Consider the following 19056-nt stretch of genomic DNA (forward strand, 5'->3'; position numbering starts at 1 on the left):
ACTTATCAGTACTTAGCTATATTCGAGCCGTGTATTTTACATTTATTGGGGATGTCTGCATAATTTACCTGCCTCTATTCATCGAATCAGACAATAATTATGTTCACTTCTGCCCCATCGTCACTATGCGTCTTGCGTTTGTCCGCTATCGGAGACGTTTGCAATACTATCGCCAGCATTCAAGCTATTCAGAAACACTGGCCTTCGACCCAGATTACTTGGATAACGGGTAAACTTGAAGCCCAGTTATTAGCCGCCATCGATGGTGTAGAAGTGATTGTTTTTGATAAAAAAGCGGGACTTGATGGCTACAAATCACTTTGGCGACAGCTGAAAGGCAGAGAGTTTGATGCGCTATTGCATATGCAGTACGCGATTCGAGCGAGTGTCGCAACGTTGGGCATTAAAGCAAAATACAAACTTGGTTTCTCTTCTGATAGAAGCCAGGACTTTCAAACACTATTTACCAATGTCAAAGTGCCTTCCCCGCAATCTCTGCATGTCGCAGATGGCTTAATGGCCTTTGCCCATCAAATTGGGGTACCAAAGGCAGGACTAGACTGGGTACTTTCTTATTCAGACCACGATCAAGCTTGGGCAGAGTCTCATATTTCTCGTAGTAAACCTAACCTGCTGATTGTGCCTGGTGCGAGCAAAGCTTATAAAAACTGGAACGCGGAAGGTTATGTGGATGTGATTCATCACGCCAGAGCAAAAGGCTGGAACGTGATTCTGGCAGGCAGCCCTGCTCAGGTAGAATTGGATCTGGCAGAGGCCATTCAATCTCGCTTGGAAGAACCGTGTCTAAATTTAGTTGGACAAAGTTCAATTCTGCAAATGCTTGCGTTAATAGATAAGGTTGAAATGGTCATCGCCCCCGATACCGGACCAGCACACATGGCGAATGCAATGAAAACACCAATCATCGGGCTCTATGCACACCATAATCCGCTGCGAGTGGGACCTTACCGTTATCTAAAATACGTTGTCTCAGTGTATGAAGAAACGATCTTTGCGGAAACAGGTAAAAACAGTCACGAGTTAAGCTGGCGAACTCGCGCTAAAGATGAAACGGCAATGAACCGCATTACCAGCACTCAAGTAATGAGCATGTTCGATCAAGTCTTAGAAGATTTGTATCCTCAATACCAGTAAACTTACTGTCTTGATTTGTTAAGAAGGAAATGACCTTGTCCAAACCAACCTTAGCCGTTGCCTTAATTGTAAAAAATGAAGAGAAGCACTTACAAGCTTGTCTAGACACAGTAAAAGATTGGGTCGATGAGATTGTCCTTCTAGACTCGGGCAGCACTGATCGCACTGAAGAAATCGCCCGACAATACACAGATAAGTTTTACACCAACCTAGATTGGCCAGGATTCGGTAAACAGCGCCAACTGGCGCAGCAATACGTTACGGCAGACTACGTTTTGTGGCTTGATGCGGACGAACAAGTCACTCCAGAGCTAAAAGAAAGTATCTTACACGCGGTATCAGCCAATAAGCCGAACGTTTTATACAAACTTAATCGACTAAGCTCAGCGTTTGGTAAGTTCATCTACCATTCTGGTTGGTCTCCAGACTGGATTGTGCGCTTATATCGCACCGAATATACACAATATAATGATTCGCTCGTTCATGAAAAAGTTGATGAGAAAAACTATCAAACTGAAAAACTGGATGGTCGACTGCATCACTACACTTACGAGCACCTTCATCATTACATCAATAAAACCACTGGCTACCTCAAGGCCTGGACGGATGAACGTGAAGGTAAAAAGAAAGCGGGTTTAACGACCGCTATCGTTCACGCTCTTGCTAGCTTTTTGAAGATGTATGTTCTCAAACGAGGCTTCCTTGATGGCAAGCATGGCTTCATTCTAGCTTGGCTAAGCATGCACTCTACTTTTGTAAAATATATCGATCTCTACTTACGTGAACAGGCAAAAAAATCATGAAAACGACTTTAATTATCACCACTTACAACTGGAAAGAAGCATTAAAAGCGGTGTTAGAAAGCGTGAAACGTCAAACCGTTTTGCCTGACGAAGTAATTGTTGCAGATGATGGCTCTCGAGAAGACACCAAAGCAATGGTTGACCAACTGCGTGACGGCTTTCCAGTACCACTTATTCATAGCTGGCACGAAGATAATGGCTTTCAACTTTCAATGAGCCGCAACCGCGCGATCGCCAAAGCATCAGGTGACTACCTCATCATGATTGATGGCGACATGGTGCTGTCCCAAACGTTTATTGAATCACATAAGCAAGTCGCAAAACCAAATTGGTTTGTGCAGGGCGGACGTGTGTTAACGGATGAAAGCTGCAGCAAGGCCATCATGGAAAACGGCTTAGTGCCTTCTACCTTCAGCAAAGGCATTCGCAATCGTAAAAACTGCATCACCAACGCTTTGCTATCGAAATGGTTCTCTTACGAGCGCAATAACGATAAAGCCACTCGCGGTTGCAACATGGCGTTTTGGCGACAAGATGTCATCGAGGTGAATGGCTTCAACCAAGATTTTGTTGGATGGGGACGCGAAGACAGCGAGTTTGTTCATCGCATGTTGAATGCGGGTAAGTCACGTCTTTACCTAAAATTCGCAGGTGTAGGCTACCACTTGTACCACGTAGAAAACTCTCGCGCGTCACTCGGACAAAATGACGAGATTTTAGAAAACACCATTAAAAACAAGCTTAAACGCTGTGAGAATGGTGTTGATCAATTTCTAGAAGCTTAAGATTATAAAAAAGGGGCGTTTCGCCCCTTTTTTATTGTTGCTGAGATAAAGCGAAGTACTTATCGGCAACCATCAATGAGATCAAACGCTCTTTACGTTTATCTTTGAACTGCTCAACCCACTGGTGCGCATTTTCAATGATCGCTAATGCTTCTTGCTCATTCGCTAGGTAATAATCCATCTTTTCGGGCAAATCCGAATAGTCATCCTTCACTTCAACATAGTGGACGCCTGCCTCTAACTTACCTTCCATAAACCAAGTCTCATATTTTGGCTTTGACATAATAACCAAGGAGTTAGACGACATAGCCCACTTAAGGTTGGTGGCCACATCATTGCCTTCTATACAGAGCAAAAACTTATACTGCAGTTGCTCTTCAATACTCATAAAGCCCTTTTCCCATGGTTTCCCTTCTACCGGGCGGGTCTGGCCAATATTGCATTGCGGATGGTTGTAAAACGCATGAATCACCTTTTTACGATGCGGCTGAAAACCCACGCCGCGCCACGCTACCATGTCCTTTTTATCTTGATAGCGAACAGGATCGTCAATAAATTTAAAATGACGAACTTGATTAAGTTTCAACACCACTGAATTTTGGTTGTTACCAAAAATAGGGCGGCTTTTTATAAAGCTCGGTACATTGGGGATGTGTGTAACATCGCCGTTGATGTAGTTAAACGCAAAACTGGAAGGGAAATAGCGTACAACTTGGCGAAGATCGAAAAAATACGTCCAGCCTTTCGTTTTTTTGAATGTATCGATGGTCGAGTAACTTTGTTCTCGGCTATCGACTGAAAACGGCGTTTCACACTTATTGTAATAGTTCACCCGCTCAAGACAGCGTTGCAGCTCTGCCTCGGTCAGATTCGAAAGTAAACGCTTGGCTTGTGCTCGATATACAAAGCGAGGGATAAGTATCGAGAGAGCGTTTGAGAAATAATAAGGGAACTTACTGTCTTTCATTCAGTTTTTCCCCAATCGCGATGGCTACTGGCTTGGGAACGAATTGTTCGATACTTCCGCCATGAATCGCTACTTCTCTCACGATAGTCGACGATAAAAACGCAAACTCTTCTTCAGGAGTTAAAAATACGCTCTCGATTCCTGGTAATAGCTTTCGGTACATGTTGGTCAGTCCAAACTCGTATTCAAAGTCTACCGTTGTTCGTAAACCACGAATAAGAACCTTAGCTTTCTCATTTCTCGCGAAATCCACTAATAACCCGGAGAACCCCTTTACCGTCACACCAGGTAAATGCGCTACAACGTCCTGCATCAGTGCAACGCGCTCTTCCAATGAAAACATAGTGTTCTTCGATGGGCTTGCGGCTACGCCAATCACAACCTCATCAAACATTTCGTGAGTACGTTCTATTAGATTGAGGTGACCATTAGTCACTGGATCAAAAGTGCCCGGATAAATGACTTTCATATAATTTACTAAGTTATTCGAAACTGATTGAATTATTGAGGCTCGAACGCAAGATTACAACAACTTAAGCTCGATAATAGCTCGACTTACTTCTGACACTCACTACAAAAGAAGGTATTACGTTGGCCAATCTTTAGCTCTTGAAGTCGTTCGCCGCACTCTGGGCATGGCTCTCCGGCTTTTCCGTAAACCAATAACTCTTGTGCAAAGTAACCCGGCTTTCCATCGGCTTGCGCAAAATCTTTCAGCGTAGTCCCACCTTGCGTAATGGCAATCTCAAGTGTCATTTTGATATTTTCAACAAGTAACCCCCACTCTTGAGAAGTCAACTTACCTGCGGGCCTTGAAGGGTGAATTCGAGATTTAAACAACGACTCATTCGCGTAGATATTTCCGACACCAACCACGACTTTGTTGTCCATGATGAACTGCTTGACGGCGACACGCTTATTTTTAGCTTTCTCCGCTACATATTCCGCATTGAACTCTTCAGTTAAAGGCTCAGGCCCCATGTTTGCTAGCACAGCATGTGACTCGCCAGGAGCACACCACAGCCATGCCCCAAAACGACGCGGATCGTTATAACGCAGTATTTTTCCACTGCTTAGTTTGAGATCCACATGATCGTGCTTTGCTGGCGGAAAGTCAGCATCTAGGACACGTAAAGACCCAGACATGCCCAAGTGAACAATGGCTGTACCTGTGTTTGTCTCGATCAGTAAGTATTTCGCACGACGGCTAATCGCATGGATCACCTGCCCTTCCAATTTTTTAAGCTCTGTAGGAATATCCCAGCGCAATTTAGGCGTTCGAAAAGTAAACGACTGGATCGTTTGTCCAACCATGTGGGGGCTAATCCCCATACGGCTGACTTCAACTTCTGGCAACTCAGGCATTAGATTCTCCAATTCACCGGCTAATAGTTCTCGCTGCTAGCATAATCGAAAAGAAAAACGATAAATAGGGAAGCTTATTAGGGGTATAGGCGCAAAAAGGCTCTACTCTGGCATAAGGTAGTTTTCATCGACGGAGATAGCGACCCATTTGTCTTGCCAGGTTTTAAATAGCCAAAAATCAGGTAAACGAAAGAAAGTCACCCGCTGCGGCTCTTCGAGATCCTGATACCAAACTTCTACCGTTTCAGGTACCGTCAGGTTAGGTTTTAAATGATCGTACTGTTCTGAGGTGAGCTCGGTCCCTTCCAATGATTGCCAGCGTGATACAAGTTCACTGATCGGTGCATCAACTTTGATGTTGGATTGCCATCGTCCATCATGCAGTTCAAACTCCCAGCCACTATAGTACAAAGACTCCACCGTATAGTCGGAGCGAAGTACATTTGGGTAAGGGTCTGCTTGGTCTGTTAATAGGTAAGTTTTGATCCACATCGGCGCATTTAAGATCACTATAAACGCGATAATGCCCAGAATAAGAATATTGTTCCATCGGCGGCGACGAGCCGGACTCACACGCATAACCATCTCTACTCTCTTATCGTTATGAGTAAACTACCAAAGAGTATTGAGCTTGACTAGAACAACGGTGTGCAAGTGTGTAGGGAAGTGGTAACGAAGCGGCAGAGAGCGATCAATCAAAAATTCGAGTATAGAGTCGGACCAGTAAAATAACTTCAGCAGTACTTTATAATCCGATGACGTACTGAACACTTTATCTTCAGCACTTTTATTCAGGTAATAAAAAACCCAACTCGAAAGTTGGGTTTTTCAATTCATCAAAGAGACTGAAACCAATTATTTGATTTTTGCTTCTTTGTACATAACGTGCTGGCGAACTACTGGATCAAACTTTTTGATCTCAAATTTGCCTGGCATGTTACGCTTGTTCTTATCAGTTGTGTAGAAGTGGCCTGTACCTGCAGAAGATACTAGACGGATTTTCTCACGAACGCCTTTCTTTGCCATTGCTTATTTCCTCTTAAACGTTTTCGCCACGTGCACGCATGTCTGCAAGAACAGTATCAATACCTTTCTTGTCGATGATGCGCATACCTTTAGCAGATAGACGTAGTTTAACAAAACGTTTTTCGCTCTCTACCCAGAAACGATGAGTTTGTAGGTTCGGCAGAAAACGACGCTTAGTAGCATTTCGTGCGTGTGAACGGTTGTTACCCGTTACTGGACGCTTACCAGTTACTTGGCATACTCGTGACATGAATGTCTTCTCCAAAATCGTTTCAGCTCGATATCAACCTTGGTGGCCGAACCTCTCTATCTCTCGAAAAGAAGTTAGAGGTTAAGAACCGCTATGGAAAATCCATACAAGGCTATCAAAGGTCGCGCATTATACTAACTTGATATGCATTGCTCAAGACCCGAACAGATCCTTTTTACAGGTTTTCGTGATCTTTTTTTAGACAGCAGATTTTTTTAGCAGTCCAAGCTGAATTCAGTTAAAAATTTAGTGGCGTGGATGATAGCAGATTTTTAGCAACTAACAACCTAAAAAACGCACAGTTATATCCAGCCTCTTTCAGCAAAAGAGACACTTTCCCCATCTCCGATGACGAAATGGTCCAAAATACGAATATCCACCAATGCTAATGCGTCGATGAGACGCCTTGTAATCCTTCTGTCAGCTTGGCTCGGCTCAGCGACGCCTGAAGGATGATTGTGCGCCAAAATCAAAGCCGCCGCGTTATGATGCAGAGCACGCTTGACGACTTCTCTCGGATACACCGACGCTGCATCCAACGTTCCTTCAAATAAAATTTCATCTTTTATCACTCGGTGCTGGTTATCGAGAAAAAGAATATAAAAAGCCTCTCTTTGCCGATCCCTTAAAATAGAAGACAGATATAACTTAGTTTGGTCGGGACTGGTTAAGGCATCACCACGCTTTAGCGTCTCCGCCAAGTAACGTTGTGTCATTTCTAGTACCGCTTGCAATTGAACATACTTGGCTTGCCCCAATCCTTTGTGACGACAAAACTCTTCTTCTGATGCTGAAAATAGTTGTCTTAGCGAACCAAAGTCTTGAATAAGGAAATCTGCAAGCTCAATCACGTTCATTCCGCGGGTGCCTGTGCGCAAGAAGATGGCCAGTAGCTCAGCATCGGTCAAAGCTTGCGGCCCTCGTTGCAGTAGCTTCTCTCTGGGCATGGACTCATTTGGCAAAGCTTTCAGTATCATCTGATGTCTCTTTATATGGAAAGTGTCCCTATTCCACAAAACAAAAAGCGAAAGTCGAGTATGACTTTCGCTTTCTTCGTACCATCAGTGCTTTCCATGCAACTTAACAGTTCATCAGAGTTTAAAGTTGCCAACCAAGCCGTGAATTTCCGTTCCAGACTGTGATAGCTGCGTGCTGATTGACTCGGCATGCTGCAACGTCTCATTAATTTTGTTCACGATCTGTTGAATAGCCACTAAGTTTTGGTTGATGTCTTCTGCAACCGCACTTTGTTCTTCGGCGGCAGACGCGGTTTGAATCCCCATATCTCGAATCGTACCGATAGAATTATGAACACCAGAAAGAGATTGCTGAATGAGCGCCGATTCTTCCGCCGTTTTGACACCTCTTTTTTGGCTCACCGACATCGTACTGACCGCTCTTGATACACCATTTTGTAGCTGCTTAAGCATGTCACCAATTTCATGAGTACTATTTTGTGTACGACTGGCTAACGAGCGCACTTCATCCGCAACGACGGCAAACCCTCGACCTTGCTCACCGGCTCTAGCCGCTTCAATCGCCGCATTTAGGGCCAACAAATTCGTTTGCTCGGCTATCTCGCCAATCACATCCAGCACTTTGGTTATTTTTTCAGTCTGTAAACTCAACTCAGAAATTGCATCTGACGTGCTGTCTATCTCCGTCACGAGTTCGGTAATGCCTTCTATTGCTTGCTCGACCTCATGCTGAGCAGCGGTGACTTGACTGTTGGCATCGTCAATTGCCTGCGCGGTCGCATTAGTATTGCTGGCTACTTCTTTGGCAGTCATGCTCATTTGCGTCACTGCCGTCACGACTTTGTCCGTCTCTAAACAGTGATCCTGCATTTGACCGCTCGCTTGGCTGGTCTGAGTGTTCAGGCTTTGGGAAACGGTCTGTACTGTCGTCGCAGAGCGATGAATGTCCTGCATCAGTGGGTGCAGCTTATCCATAAAATCATTAAACGCGGCCGCCACTTCACCGACTTCATCCTGACTTTCGACTTTTAAACGAGCCGTTAAGTCACCGCCGCCTGCGGCAACATCTTTTAATGAAGCCGCGACATGTTGTAATGGCTGAATACCTTTAGACACCACGATACTGGTGAGAACACTGGTAATGATCAATCCAATAGCGGAAATCAACACGGCAGATAACGTATGCTCTTTTAGCTCTTGAGTCTTTAACTCTCTGTGCATCGCAACTTGCTGGTCGATGTCATCAATATAAACGCCAGTACCTAAAACCCAGTCCCATTTCGATAGATATTCTGCATAGCCCAACTTAGGCGCTTGTGCGTCAATGGTCGGTTTGTGCCACGAGAAATAGAGGAACCCATCCCCTTTTTGAGAAGCGTCAATCAAGCCCGCAATAACTGCGACCCCATTTTCATCTTTTAAGTCGTAAAGGTTTTTACCCTCTAATGCAGGTTTGATGGCGTGCAACGTATTCACACCTTGAGAGTCGTAGGCAAAAAAGTAACCATCGCTTTCAAAGCGCATGGCTTTCAGAATTTCTTTTGCTGCCTCTTTATTACTTCCATTTACATCCGCGTCGTATAACGGTTTTATCGCCGTCACGCCCATCATCATATAGGCTTGTAACTCTTTCTTTTTCGTTTCGATGAGCTCTTGCCTGTCTCTTGCTAACTCCGCTTCCAAACTTTTACTGCTGTTGATGTAATACACCACTGAGATCAACGTAGTGATCAACAGCAGCGGAATTAGGGTTATCAGCAGCAATTTGTTTCGACTTTTCAACACCATGGTTTCCACTACCTCTTTTTCTTTTCAGACTTGCAAACTCCGCGCAACTTGTCTGTGAGGTAGGCGAGAATTTTCCCTTCCTCGGTCAGATTAATACTCTGGAGTTTGATGTGAATTATCTTCTCGTTATATATGCTCGGGCGGTCAGACTTTGAATTGTGTTAAAATCCGGTCATCAAATTGGAGATCTCACATGCAAACACTAGCAGGAAAGAAAATTCTACTCGGCATCAGTGGCGGTATTGCCGCGTATAAATGTGCGGAGCTAACCCGTCGCCTCATAGAGAGAGGAGCGCAAGTTCAAGTTGTAATGACGAAAGCCGCAAAAGAGTTCATTACCCCTTTAACCATGCAAGCCGTTTCGGGCCGTCCTGTCTCGGACAGTTTACTAGACCCAGCAGCGGAAGCCTCTATGGGCCATATTGAATTGGCCAAATGGGCAGATTTAGTGCTATTAGCGCCCGCGACCGCGGACTTAATCGCGCGCATGTCCGCAGGCATGGGGAACGATTTACTTACTACGCTCGTGCTCGCGACGGATTCCCCTGTTGCTGTTTCTCCGGCGATGAATCAACAGATGTATCGCAATATCGCAACCCAAGAGAACATCGCTACGTTAGCGCGTCGTGGTATGCACATCTGGGGCCCTGCGGCAGGAGAGCAAGCCTGTGGTGATGTAGGACCAGGTCGAATGCTGGAACCAATGCAGCTAGTACAGCTATGTGAACAGTTCTTTCAACCAAAATTGCTAGAAGGTAGGTCGATACTCATTACCGCCGGACCAACTCGCGAAGCGATTGATCCAGTGCGTTACATTACGAACCATAGCTCCGGGAAAATGGGCTATGCATTGGCGAGCGCCGCAGCGCAGATGGGAGCAAAAGTCACCCTCGTGAGCGGTCCTGTCAGTTTAAATACGCCCGTAGGTGTTGAGCGCATAAATGTTTCCAGTGCCCAAGAGATGCACGAAGCCGTTATGACACATGCAAACCAGCATGATGCCTTTATTAGCTGCGCTGCCGTTGCCGACTACCGCCCACAAACGATCGCGGCTCAAAAGTTGAAAAAGACAGAAGACAACGACGAAATGGTCATTAATATGGTTAAAAATCCTGATATTGTTGCATCTGTGGCAGCAATGACGGAGAAGCGTCCGTTTACCGTCGGTTTTGCGGCTGAAACCAATGATGTAGAGACCTATGCTCGAGGCAAGTTAACAAAGAAAAACCTCGATATGATCTGTGCAAACGACGTTTCGGTTGCAGGGCAAGGATTTAACAGCAACGACAACGCAATTACCCTTTACTGGCCTGAAGGTGAACTTGCGCTCGCTTTGGAATCAAAAGAAGCATTGAGCGTTAAAATTCTCGAAAAAATGCATCAATTGATGTAACTAACGTTTGAAAACCCTGCCAATTTTTTACAAAAGCTGGCATAAATTTGGTACAAAAATGACAACTAAGGGTGTTAAATCTCCCATTCCACCCTTAGTGGTCTAGTTTGAGGCGAAATAGCGTCTTATAATCCCCTCCGCTCAACTTTGTATTTTGAAAGGAAGTAACTAATGGCCGGCAGTAAAAAATCCAACCGTCGTGAAGAAATCTTACAAGCATTGGCAGAAATGCTTGAATCAACAGATGGCGCTTCACGCATTACTACGGCAAAACTGGCCAAGCAAGTCGGCGTTTCAGAAGCCGCGCTGTATCGTCATTTCCCAAGTAAAGCGCGCATGTTCGAAGGGTTGATTGAGTTCATTGAAGAAGCCTTGATGACACGTATCAACCGTATTCTAGACGACGAAAAAGATACACTAGAGCGTATTCGTATGGTGATGCACCTTATTTTGGCGTTCTCTGAACGTAACCCAGGTCTAACACGCATTTTGTCGGGTCATGCTCTAATGTTTGAAAATGAACGTCTACGTGAACGCATCAATCAACTCTTTGAGCGTATAGAAACACAATTGCGCCAAATCCTGCGTGAACGTAAGATTCGTGAAGGGAAGTCTTTCCCTGTCGAAGAGCGCATCCTAGCCGCGCAAATTCTGGGACAAGTTGAGGGGAGCCTAAACCGCTTTGTGCGTAGCGACTTTAAATACCAGCCGACTGCAAACTTTGACGAGTACTGGGCGCTTTTGAGTGCACAAATAAAGTAAAAGACTATGAGTAAAGACAAATACACGCAGCCCGAGTTTTCTCTTTCACTTCTTCACCCTCGTAACTGGGGCGTATGGCTTGGTTTTGGTCTGTTGGCCATCCTCGTCAATATTCTTCCTTATCGGCTGCTGCTTTCATTAGGTCGTTCACTCGGCAAACTTGGCATGCGCTACGGTAAAAAGCGTGTCCACGTTGCTCAGCGTAACTTAGAATTGGCCTTTCCAGACAAAATACCTGAAGAGATTCAACATATTGTTGAAGAGAACTTCAAAAATACCGGTATGGCACTGATAGAAACCGGAATCACTTGGTTCTGGCCGACTTGGCGCTTTAAAAACCTGATCGTCGAGAAAGATCTCGGCGCACTGCGTGAAAAAGCCAAAGAAGGTAAAGGCGTCCTACTTTGTTGTGTCCATGCTCTTAATCTAGAGATCACTGCGCGTGCTTTCGCCGTGTTAGGCGTGGCCGGGTACGGCGCGTTTCGTCCGCATAATAATCCTGCTTATAACTTTATCCAGTATTGGGGACGGACACATAACGGCAATAAACTGATTGATCGTAAAGATGTAAAAAAGATGATTCGTGTTTTACGCAGCGGTGAGCGTCTGTTCTATTTACCGGATCACGATTACGGTCGCAAAAAATCAGTATTTGTGCCCTTCTTTGCCGTAGACGATGCGTGTACAACAACAGGCACGAGCATTCTGGCGTATACCTCAAAATGTGCGATCATCCCAGGCTCAGGGTTTCGCAATGACGAAGGAAAATACGACATCATCGCCGATAAGTGCATTGAAGCCGACTATCCACAAAAAGACGAAGTCGCCGCTGCCGCTTATATGAACAAGTATGTGGAAGAAGTCATTCTACGCGCTCCAGAGCAATGGATGTGGCTCCATAAACGCTATAAAACCATGCAAGATGAGCATGTCGAGAAAGGCATTCGCTATAAGTAAGTGGTCAAGGCGATGAATCCAAAAACAAAAAAGGGCAGATGAATATCCATCTGCCCTTTTTACTTTTTCAGAAAAAGTAACCAATTAAATGCCGTATTCTGCGCGGTATGCTTTGACTGCTTCTAGATGCTCTTTGTCTGTGCCTTTCTCTTCAAGGAAAGTCACAAGGTCAGTCAAGCTAACGATCGAGATGATTGCACAACCAAAGTCACGCTCCACTTCTTGAATCGCAGACAACTCACCTTTGCCTTTTTCTTGGCGGTCAATCGCAACCAACACACCAGCAAGGTCTGCGCCATTTGCTTGAATGATTTCCATCGATTCACGAATCGCAGTACCTGCTGTGATTACGTCATCCACTAGCATGATACGACCTTCAAGCGCAGAGCCTACAAGGTTACCGCCTTCGCCGTGATCTTTCGCTTCTTTACGGTTGAAGCAGTAAGGCGTGTCGACGTCATGATGATCCGCCAGCGCGACTGCTGTTGTCGTCGCGATTGGGATACCTTTGTACGCCGGGCCAAACAGCACATCAAACTCAATGCCAGAATCAGCAAGCGCTGCTGCGTAAAAACGACCAAGACGCGCTAGGTCACGACCAGTATTGAAAAGACCAGCGTTAAAGAAGTACGGGCTTTTACGGCCAGATTTCAAAGTAAACTCACCAAACTTAAGAACTTCTTTCTCAAGTGCAAACTCAATAAATTCACGCTGGTATGCTTTCATTATTTTCTCTCTATGTCCTTGGTTTCTTGTGTCTCTTCTCGACAATCATTCATTTCTCTATTGTCGAGATAAAAAAATAGCCCCCATAATGGGAGCTATTTAAATCAATTGGCTAACGCCGCCTTCTGCGCTGCGACAATTTCCGTAATGCCGACTTTCGCCGACTCGAGCAGAGCCATCAGCTGCTCGTGACTGAACGGTTCACCTTCTGCGGTGCCCTGAATTTCAATCATCTTGCCTTCTTCTGTCATTACCACGTTCATGTCTGTGTCTGCCGCTGAATCTTCAACGTACTCAAGGTCACACAGAACATCATCACCTAGCAAACCAACTGAAACTGCCGCTACGTGGCCTTTCATTGGGTTTGCTTTTAGCTTGCCGCTATCTACTAGGTGTTGGAATGCATCGGCCATTGCAACACTTGCGCCGCTGATGGATGCAGTACGCGTACCACCGTCAGCTTGGATAACGTCACAGTCAACGGTGATCATGAACTCACCCATGGCTTTTAGATCGACAACTGCACGTAGGCTTCGCGCGATAAGACGCTGAATTTCCATCGTACGGCCGCCTTGCTTTCCACTTGCCGCTTCACGACGAGTACGCGAATGTGTTGCTCGAGGTAGCATGCCGTATTCAGCTGTAACCCAGCCTTTACCTTGACCTTTTAGCCAACGTGGCACAGATTCTTCGACGGTCGCATTACACAACACTTTGGTGTTACCGAACTCAACTAGCACTGACCCTTCAGCGTAAGCTGTGTAGTTACGAGTAATTTTGATAGGGCGAACTTGATCCGCCTTGCGATCGTTTGGACGCATGGGCATCTACCTTAAATATGAGGAGAAGACGATTTGGTTGGGCGAAGATTATAACGGAATCGATTCCGGATTCATAGGTTACGCATCTGGCACAACATAAACAATCCATACATCCCGCGCACCTATCGACGCAGCGTGATACACTCTTGAAGTAATTTTCAAAAAATGAAGACAGGAAAATTCGATGATTTACAGTATGACAGCGTATGCACGCAAAGAAGTAAAAGGCGATTGGGGTTCTGCGGTATGGGAAATCCGCAGCGTGAACCAGCGTTATTTAGAAACATACTTCCGCATGCCAGAGCAATTTCGCGGGTTAGAGCCCGTTTTACGTGAGCGTTTTCGTAAGCGCTTAGCGCGAGGCAAAGTAGAATGTAATCTACGTTTTGAAGCAAACCCTGCCGCAAAAGGTGAGCTTAGCATCAATGAAGCGCTTGCTAGCCAGGTAATTAAAGCCGCTGAACAAGTCATGCACATGACTGGTGAACTGAGCCGAATCAATCCATTTCAAGTTATGCAATGGCCGGGGGTAATGGAAACGCCAGAGCAAGACATGGATGCGGTAAATAAAGTGCTACTAGAAGCGTTTGATGGCGCAATGGATGAATTTATTGAAGCGCGCGCTCGTGAAGGCGAGAACATGAAGGCGCTGATTGAGCAACGCCTCGAAGCGATCACATCAGAAGTTGTGAAAGTGCGCGCACGCATGCCAGAAATACTAGAGTGGCAACGTGAGCGTCTGTTCTCTAAATTTGAAGATGCAAAAGTAGAGCTAGACCCATCTCGCGTTGAGCAAGAGCTTATCCTTCTGGCACAGAAATCAGACGTAGCAGAAGAGCTAGACCGTCTTGATTCTCACGTAAAAGAAACCACGAACATTCTGAAAAAAGGCGGCGCAGTGGGTCGTCGTCTAGATTTCATGATGCAAGAGTTCAACCGTGAATCGAACACGCTAGCGTCGAAATCCATCAGCACCGACATCACCGCATCGGGCGTTGAACTGAAAGTTCTAATTGAACAGATGCGTGAGCAGATCCAAAACATTGAATGATCTAAAAGTCATCGAGTATTGAAACAAAAAAGCCCCGCTAATACGGGGTTTTCTTTTATTCGTCTTTTTCCAAGGTACTGTTATCAACGTAGGGCCAATAATGGTGCCCAATTCTGATCAGCAAAGTAGCCGCAGCCAAAATAAACGCAGCCAGAGATAACCACACAACCAAAACTGCATCCAGCTCTTTCATTCCGAGTGTGATGTAGCGGGCGATGGCCATCATCGCGATGTAGATAGGATAGCGTACCGGAATTTTACCGTTCATCACGAACTGCTGCACCATAGCGAGCACTTCCAGATAGATAAACATCAACAGAATATCCGTGAGTAAGACACGCTTCTCTACAAATACGTGCACAAACTCTTGCATCATGGCGTACAACGTCGCCAAGGTAATAGAGACTAATAACACCGCCTCCAAAATATGGAAGATTTTCAGGAAAGGTCGACTAAAGGATTTCGGTAAATTCGACGGCATGGTCCATTATCCAAACAAAGAAAATAGGCCTTGAGTTTAGCATGCAACGATCTTCAATCAATCAGAATAAACATCAGTGCAAATCGACTCCAAGTCCTGGCATTTGCTTATAAAAACGCTCCGCTTATTTGGCGGAGCGCTTTTGTGTTATAGGACCTGTGGCATCACTTACGCCACTTGCTGCTTTTTTTCAGCTACGCGCTTTTTCTTCCGATATTTAGGGTGAGTGATCGGAATCGCAGATAGGAGTTTTTTGGTGTATTCGTTTTGCGGGTTTGCATAAATTTCTTTAGCACTGCCTGCTTCTACCACTTTACCAAAATACATCACGGCAACTTTGTCAGAAACATGTTTCACCACCGAGAGATCGTGAGAGATAAATATGATCGCCAAGTTCATTTCTTGTTGCAGTTGTAGCAATAGGTTCAAGATTTGCGCCTGTACCGACACATCTAACGCAGATACCGATTCATCACAAATCAGCAGTTTAGGCTTCAATGCAATCGCGCGAGCGATACCGATACGCTGCCGTTGCCCGCCTGAAAATTCATGTGGATAACGGTTTACTGCCGTTTCTGGTAATCCCACTTTGATTAAAAGCTCTTTTACCCATTGTTTACGCTCTGTTGGCGTGCCAATTTTATGAATAACAAACGGTTCTTCCAGAATCATACCGATGGTATGACGCTGATTGAGTGACTCCATTGGGTCTTGAAAGACGATTTGCATGTCTTTACGCAGCGATCGCATCTCTTTCACAGACAATTTAGTGATGTCTTTACCTTCAAAGAAAATCTTACCTTCTGTTGGCTCGTATAACTTTAAGATCGTGCGACCAAGGGTGCTTTTACCACAACCTGACTCACCAACTAGCCCCAGTGTTTCACCTTCAGAAACAGACAGTGAAACCCCGTCTACCGCTTTGATGGTGTAGCCTTTCTTGAACAGCCCTTTACCAGAAACAAAGTGCTGCTTAAGATTTTCAATTCTTAATACTTCTTTTGCCATAACATCCTCTTTTATGACTGGTTCACTTTGCCCAGTTAACTGGCAAACATACTGGCATCAATAGGCTTGATATCGATCATCTGCTTCGGCTCATTATCTAAGCTCGGCATCAATCCCATTAAACGCTCTGTGTATGGGTGCTGCGGGTTATCAAACAACTCAAAAATTTCTGCTTTTTCGACAATACGTCCGCCATACATCACGGCAACATCATCACACACTTCTGCCACAACCCCGAGATCGTGAGTGATGAAGATCATCGCCATGCCCGTTTCTTCCTGAAGCTCGTTCATCAGTTCAAGGATAGACGCCTGAACCGTAACATCCAACGCTGTAGTCGGTTCATCACAAATCAGAATATCCGGCTTACAGGCCAATGCCATCGCGATCATGACACGCTGGCGCATACCACCAGATAGGTTATGGGGATACTCATTCAATCGCTTCTCTGGCATTGGAATTTTTACTTTTGCCAGCATTTCAATCGAGTACGCCTCCCGCTCCTTTTTGTCGAGCTCAGGTCGATGGAGCTCAAGCACTTCACATATTTGACGACCAATGGTGTGCACTGGGTTGAGCGCCGTCATCGGGTCTTGGAAGATGATCGAAATGCGATCGCCACGCATGGCGTACATCTCTTCCGCAGGCAAATCAACTAGGTTGGTGCCGCGATAATTCACTTCACCTTTGATAATGTTGCCATATGGCTTAGGTAATAGCCCCATGATCGACATTGAGGTTACGCTCTTACCACTACCTGACTCTCCTACCAGACCGAGTGTACGTCCGGCTCTCACATCAAAGTTCACACCATGCAGAACCTTCACTGGCCCATCATCGGTGGTAAATTCAACTTCGAGATCTTTAACACTTAGGATTACATCGTTTTCCATAACCAATCCTTACAGCTTATAAGTGTCATCTACGACAACAACAGGTTCAAAAGCTTTGCCTGACTTCATCGCTTGTTTCGTTTCTTTTTTGATATCACTATCAATCCAGTAAGTGCCATCGCCTATGATTGCACCACTGAACAGCGCCTCTGTCATGCGATTCATTGGCTTATCTGGAAACTTTAACCAGCGCCAGTGACCATAGCGGACATAAGGAACCATGTAGCCTGGGACGATAACGTGAGCATCAATGATGTCACGCTGAATCTCATGACCTAGCTGGATCTTTTTATCCATATCCATGCCAAAACGATACTCGATGATCTTTTCATCCAGTTCAGGCGTGCTGTAGTTTGTGAAAGAGTTAGTTTGCGGCTTGTTCGCATTGACTGAATGGAAGTACTCCCAATACGTTGGGATCTCAGACGTACCCATATCTAAGAAAGCCAAATCGTGCTTTTTCTCACGTACGTATTTGAACATGGATGAGCCATCAACTAACTTGAGCTCAATATCCAGCCCTGCTAGCTTGGCTTGCTCACGCAAAAATGCAATACGAGGAGTATGAACAGGTGTTCCGTAGGTCAGCTCGAAGCTTAAGCGCTCACCTTTATCATTAACACGAATACCATCAGAACCAATTTTGTTAAAGCCTGCGGCTTCGAATGCCTCGGCCGCTTTTGCGGGATCGAACTTCGGTGCCTTAGCATCTGGTAGGGTGTATTTACCATGACCATAACCGGTCGGGTTCGGTTTACGGGAGTAGTCGCCACGCATGACATTCTCTATCATGCCATCAAAGTCAATCGCGTAAGTAATGCCCTTGCGAATGTTTAAATCATCCAGCAAAGGCATCGCGGTGTTCATCCATACACCACCAGCCCCAACTGGGAATTGGTTGTAACCCCAGAACTTTTGAATGTATCCCTTTTGGTAAGGTTCCGTATTCGATTTATCATGCCATAAGCTTGGTAAAACAAGACCAAATGCGTCCAGCTTCCCTTTCTCAAAGTGCTTCATCGCGATATCACTGTCGCGAATCACTGTGATGCGGATTTTGTCGACATTATAACGATGTTGATAATACTTATTGCTGTAACCCCACCAGTCTTCACCGACATGTTTGAAGGTAACACTTTTACCTTTTTTAATGTCATCTAGGTAGTATGCACTGGTCGTTGGTTCACTTTTAAAATTGTAGTAGCGGACAAAGTTGTCATGTATACCGTCACCATTTTCATCTTTTGAAGGGTTAGCATAAAAATGTGCGGGACGTGGGCGCAGGGCCCCCATTCGTAACAGCAACTCTTCCGGATTAAACTCTTTCGCCGCCTTAACAGCAAACGTGTGAGTGTCGTACTTGATAACATCCGCAATCGTTTTGTTGTAGTAATCGTTGTACCAAGGCTCCAAGATGTCCTTGGAACGATAAAACTTCAGCATGAACACGAAATCGTCGGCAGTCACAGGTTTGCCGTCCGACCATTTGGCTTCAGGGTTGAGTTTGAAATAGACCGTTTTGTTGTCACCTGCTAACGCCCACTCGTTAGCAAGCTCAGGGATAAACTCTAAAGTATCTGGGTGGCGGACCACCAAGCCTGGTGTTTCATCTAAGATAAAAGAACGTAGCCCTGCATTAGCGTCTGGGCCAACACTACGTAACGTCTGCGGGAAACTTGACATAAAGGTGCGATAAGTCCCTCCACGTTTCGCTTCTGGCGAACCATATTGAGGCTCATCCCAGTTTGTTTGCCAGTTTAAGTCAGTCGGAAGCGTTGCTGACATTGCACCAAAACTCAGGGCGCTCAGCGTGGACGCTAAAAATAATTTCTTCATAAAACTTCCCTT

General features: G+C 45.3%; 21 protein-coding genes. 7 read left to right on the plus strand and 14 right to left on the minus strand.

The features are described from left to right. The first annotated feature begins 99 nt into the window (after nt 1-99). Genes R7F67_RS01620 through R7F67_RS01630 form a run of 3 tightly spaced genes read left to right on the plus strand, consistent with a single transcriptional unit; the run spans nt 100 to nt 2743 of the window. A complete protein-coding gene (locus tag R7F67_RS01620) occupies nt 100-1155 on the plus strand; it encodes a glycosyltransferase family 9 protein (protein ID WP_017820712.1) in 1056 nt (351 codons plus the stop codon). A 35-nt stretch (nt 1156-1190) separates the two neighbouring features. Continuing rightward, nucleotides 1191-1958, plus strand: a complete 768-nt coding sequence (locus R7F67_RS01625) for a glycosyltransferase family 2 protein (protein ID WP_005395793.1) — start codon at nt 1191-1193, stop codon at nt 1956-1958. Next, the gene (locus R7F67_RS01630; RefSeq protein ID WP_262640064.1) at nt 1955-2743 is read left to right on the plus strand and encodes a glycosyltransferase family 2 protein; all 789 of its coding nucleotides are present in this window, start codon (nt 1955-1957) and stop codon (nt 2741-2743) included. Before R7F67_RS01625 ends, R7F67_RS01630 begins: the two co-directional genes overlap by 4 nt. 31 nt (nt 2744-2774) lie before the next feature. Here R7F67_RS01630 and R7F67_RS01635 read toward each other — a convergent pair whose 3' ends face one another. From R7F67_RS01635 to R7F67_RS01670, 8 genes are all read right to left on the minus strand, one after another. After that, entirely contained in the window at nt 2775-3710 is a 936-nt protein-coding gene (locus R7F67_RS01635) for a glycosyl transferase family 90 (RefSeq protein ID WP_017820710.1), read from the minus strand. Beyond that, the gene (coaD, locus tag R7F67_RS01640; protein WP_017820709.1) at nt 3697-4179 is read right to left on the minus strand and encodes a pantetheine-phosphate adenylyltransferase; all 483 of its coding nucleotides are present in this window, start codon (nt 4177-4179) and stop codon (nt 3697-3699) included. The genes R7F67_RS01635 and coaD overlap by 14 nt, the downstream gene beginning before the upstream one ends. An 86-nt stretch (nt 4180-4265) precedes the next feature. Beyond that, nucleotides 4266-5075, minus strand: a complete 810-nt coding sequence (mutM, locus tag R7F67_RS01645) for a bifunctional DNA-formamidopyrimidine glycosylase/DNA-(apurinic or apyrimidinic site) lyase (protein WP_054576839.1) — start codon at nt 5073-5075, stop codon at nt 4266-4268. Nucleotides 5076-5177: 102 nt separating this feature from the next. Continuing rightward, nucleotides 5178-5654, minus strand: coding sequence for a hypothetical protein (locus R7F67_RS01650; protein ID WP_031777180.1), 477 nt, complete (start codon nt 5652-5654; stop codon nt 5178-5180). 276 nt (nt 5655-5930) lie between these two features. Next, nucleotides 5931-6101 carry a 50S ribosomal protein L33 gene (gene rpmG, locus R7F67_RS01655; RefSeq protein WP_004410866.1) on the minus strand — a complete coding sequence of 57 codons (171 nt, stop codon included), beginning with the start codon at nt 6099-6101 and terminating at the stop codon, nt 5931-5933. 13 nt (nt 6102-6114) lie between these two features. Further along, nucleotides 6115-6351 carry a 50S ribosomal protein L28 gene (gene rpmB / locus R7F67_RS01660; protein ID WP_005384783.1) on the minus strand — a complete coding sequence of 79 codons (237 nt, stop codon included), beginning with the start codon at nt 6349-6351 and terminating at the stop codon, nt 6115-6117. A gap of 302 nt (nt 6352-6653) precedes the next feature. Next, a complete protein-coding gene (gene radC, locus R7F67_RS01665) occupies nt 6654-7328 on the minus strand; it encodes a RadC family protein (RefSeq protein ID WP_017820707.1) in 675 nt (224 codons plus the stop codon). Between the two features lie 114 nt (nt 7329-7442). Further along, nucleotides 7443-9116 (minus strand): methyl-accepting chemotaxis protein, encoded by a 1674-nt coding sequence (locus R7F67_RS01670; protein WP_025768319.1) that lies wholly within the window; start codon nt 9114-9116, stop codon nt 7443-7445. A gap of 193 nt (nt 9117-9309) precedes the next feature. Between R7F67_RS01670 and coaBC the strand changes: the two genes are divergently transcribed. From coaBC to R7F67_RS01685, 3 genes are all read left to right on the plus strand, one after another. After that, nucleotides 9310-10509, plus strand: a complete 1200-nt coding sequence (gene coaBC / locus R7F67_RS01675; RefSeq protein ID WP_262600422.1) for a bifunctional phosphopantothenoylcysteine decarboxylase/phosphopantothenate--cysteine ligase CoaBC — start codon at nt 9310-9312, stop codon at nt 10507-10509. Between the two features lie 171 nt (nt 10510-10680). Then, nucleotides 10681-11271 (plus strand): nucleoid occlusion factor SlmA, encoded by a 591-nt coding sequence (gene slmA, locus R7F67_RS01680; protein WP_005379386.1) that lies wholly within the window; start codon nt 10681-10683, stop codon nt 11269-11271. A 6-nt stretch (nt 11272-11277) separates the two neighbouring features. Then, nucleotides 11278-12228, plus strand: a complete 951-nt coding sequence (locus R7F67_RS01685) for a Kdo(2)-lipid IV(A) acyltransferase (protein WP_054576836.1) — start codon at nt 11278-11280, stop codon at nt 12226-12228. An 84-nt stretch (nt 12229-12312) separates the two neighbouring features. On the opposite strand, the gene pyrE is transcribed toward R7F67_RS01685, so the two are convergent. Beyond that, nucleotides 12313-12954, minus strand: coding sequence for an orotate phosphoribosyltransferase (gene pyrE, locus R7F67_RS01690; protein ID WP_026000307.1), 642 nt, complete (start codon nt 12952-12954; stop codon nt 12313-12315). Nucleotides 12955-13058: 104 nt separating this feature from the next. Beyond that, nucleotides 13059-13775, minus strand: coding sequence for a ribonuclease PH (rph, locus tag R7F67_RS01695; RefSeq protein ID WP_017634994.1), 717 nt, complete (start codon nt 13773-13775; stop codon nt 13059-13061). Between the two features lie 184 nt (nt 13776-13959). Here rph and R7F67_RS01700 point away from each other — a divergent pair, with 184 nt between their 5' ends. Next, nucleotides 13960-14826, plus strand: a complete 867-nt coding sequence (locus R7F67_RS01700) for a YicC/YloC family endoribonuclease (protein ID WP_005384776.1) — start codon at nt 13960-13962, stop codon at nt 14824-14826. A 55-nt stretch (nt 14827-14881) separates the two neighbouring features. On the opposite strand, the gene R7F67_RS01705 is transcribed toward R7F67_RS01700, so the two are convergent. From R7F67_RS01705 to R7F67_RS01720, 4 genes are all read right to left on the minus strand, one after another. Continuing rightward, nucleotides 14882-15307, minus strand: coding sequence for a phosphate-starvation-inducible protein PsiE (locus R7F67_RS01705; protein WP_025768316.1), 426 nt, complete (start codon nt 15305-15307; stop codon nt 14882-14884). Between the two features lie 168 nt (nt 15308-15475). Next, nucleotides 15476-16315: an ABC transporter ATP-binding protein gene (locus R7F67_RS01710; protein ID WP_005379372.1), complete on the minus strand. Its 840-nt coding sequence runs from the start codon at nt 16313-16315 to the stop codon at nt 15476-15478. Nucleotides 16316-16350: 35 nt separating this feature from the next. Then, nucleotides 16351-17208, minus strand: a complete 858-nt coding sequence (locus R7F67_RS01715) for an ABC transporter ATP-binding protein (RefSeq protein ID WP_005379371.1) — start codon at nt 17206-17208, stop codon at nt 16351-16353. A gap of 9 nt (nt 17209-17217) precedes the next feature. After that, complete coding sequence (locus tag R7F67_RS01720; protein ID WP_017634997.1) at nt 17218-19044, minus strand: extracellular solute-binding protein; 1827 nt, start codon at nt 19042-19044, stop codon at nt 17218-17220. Nucleotides 19045-19056 lie beyond the last annotated feature (12 nt).

Source organism: Vibrio sp. YT-17 (assembly GCF_033337375.1).
GTDB lineage: Bacteria > Pseudomonadota > Gammaproteobacteria > Enterobacterales > Vibrionaceae > Vibrio > Vibrio alginolyticus.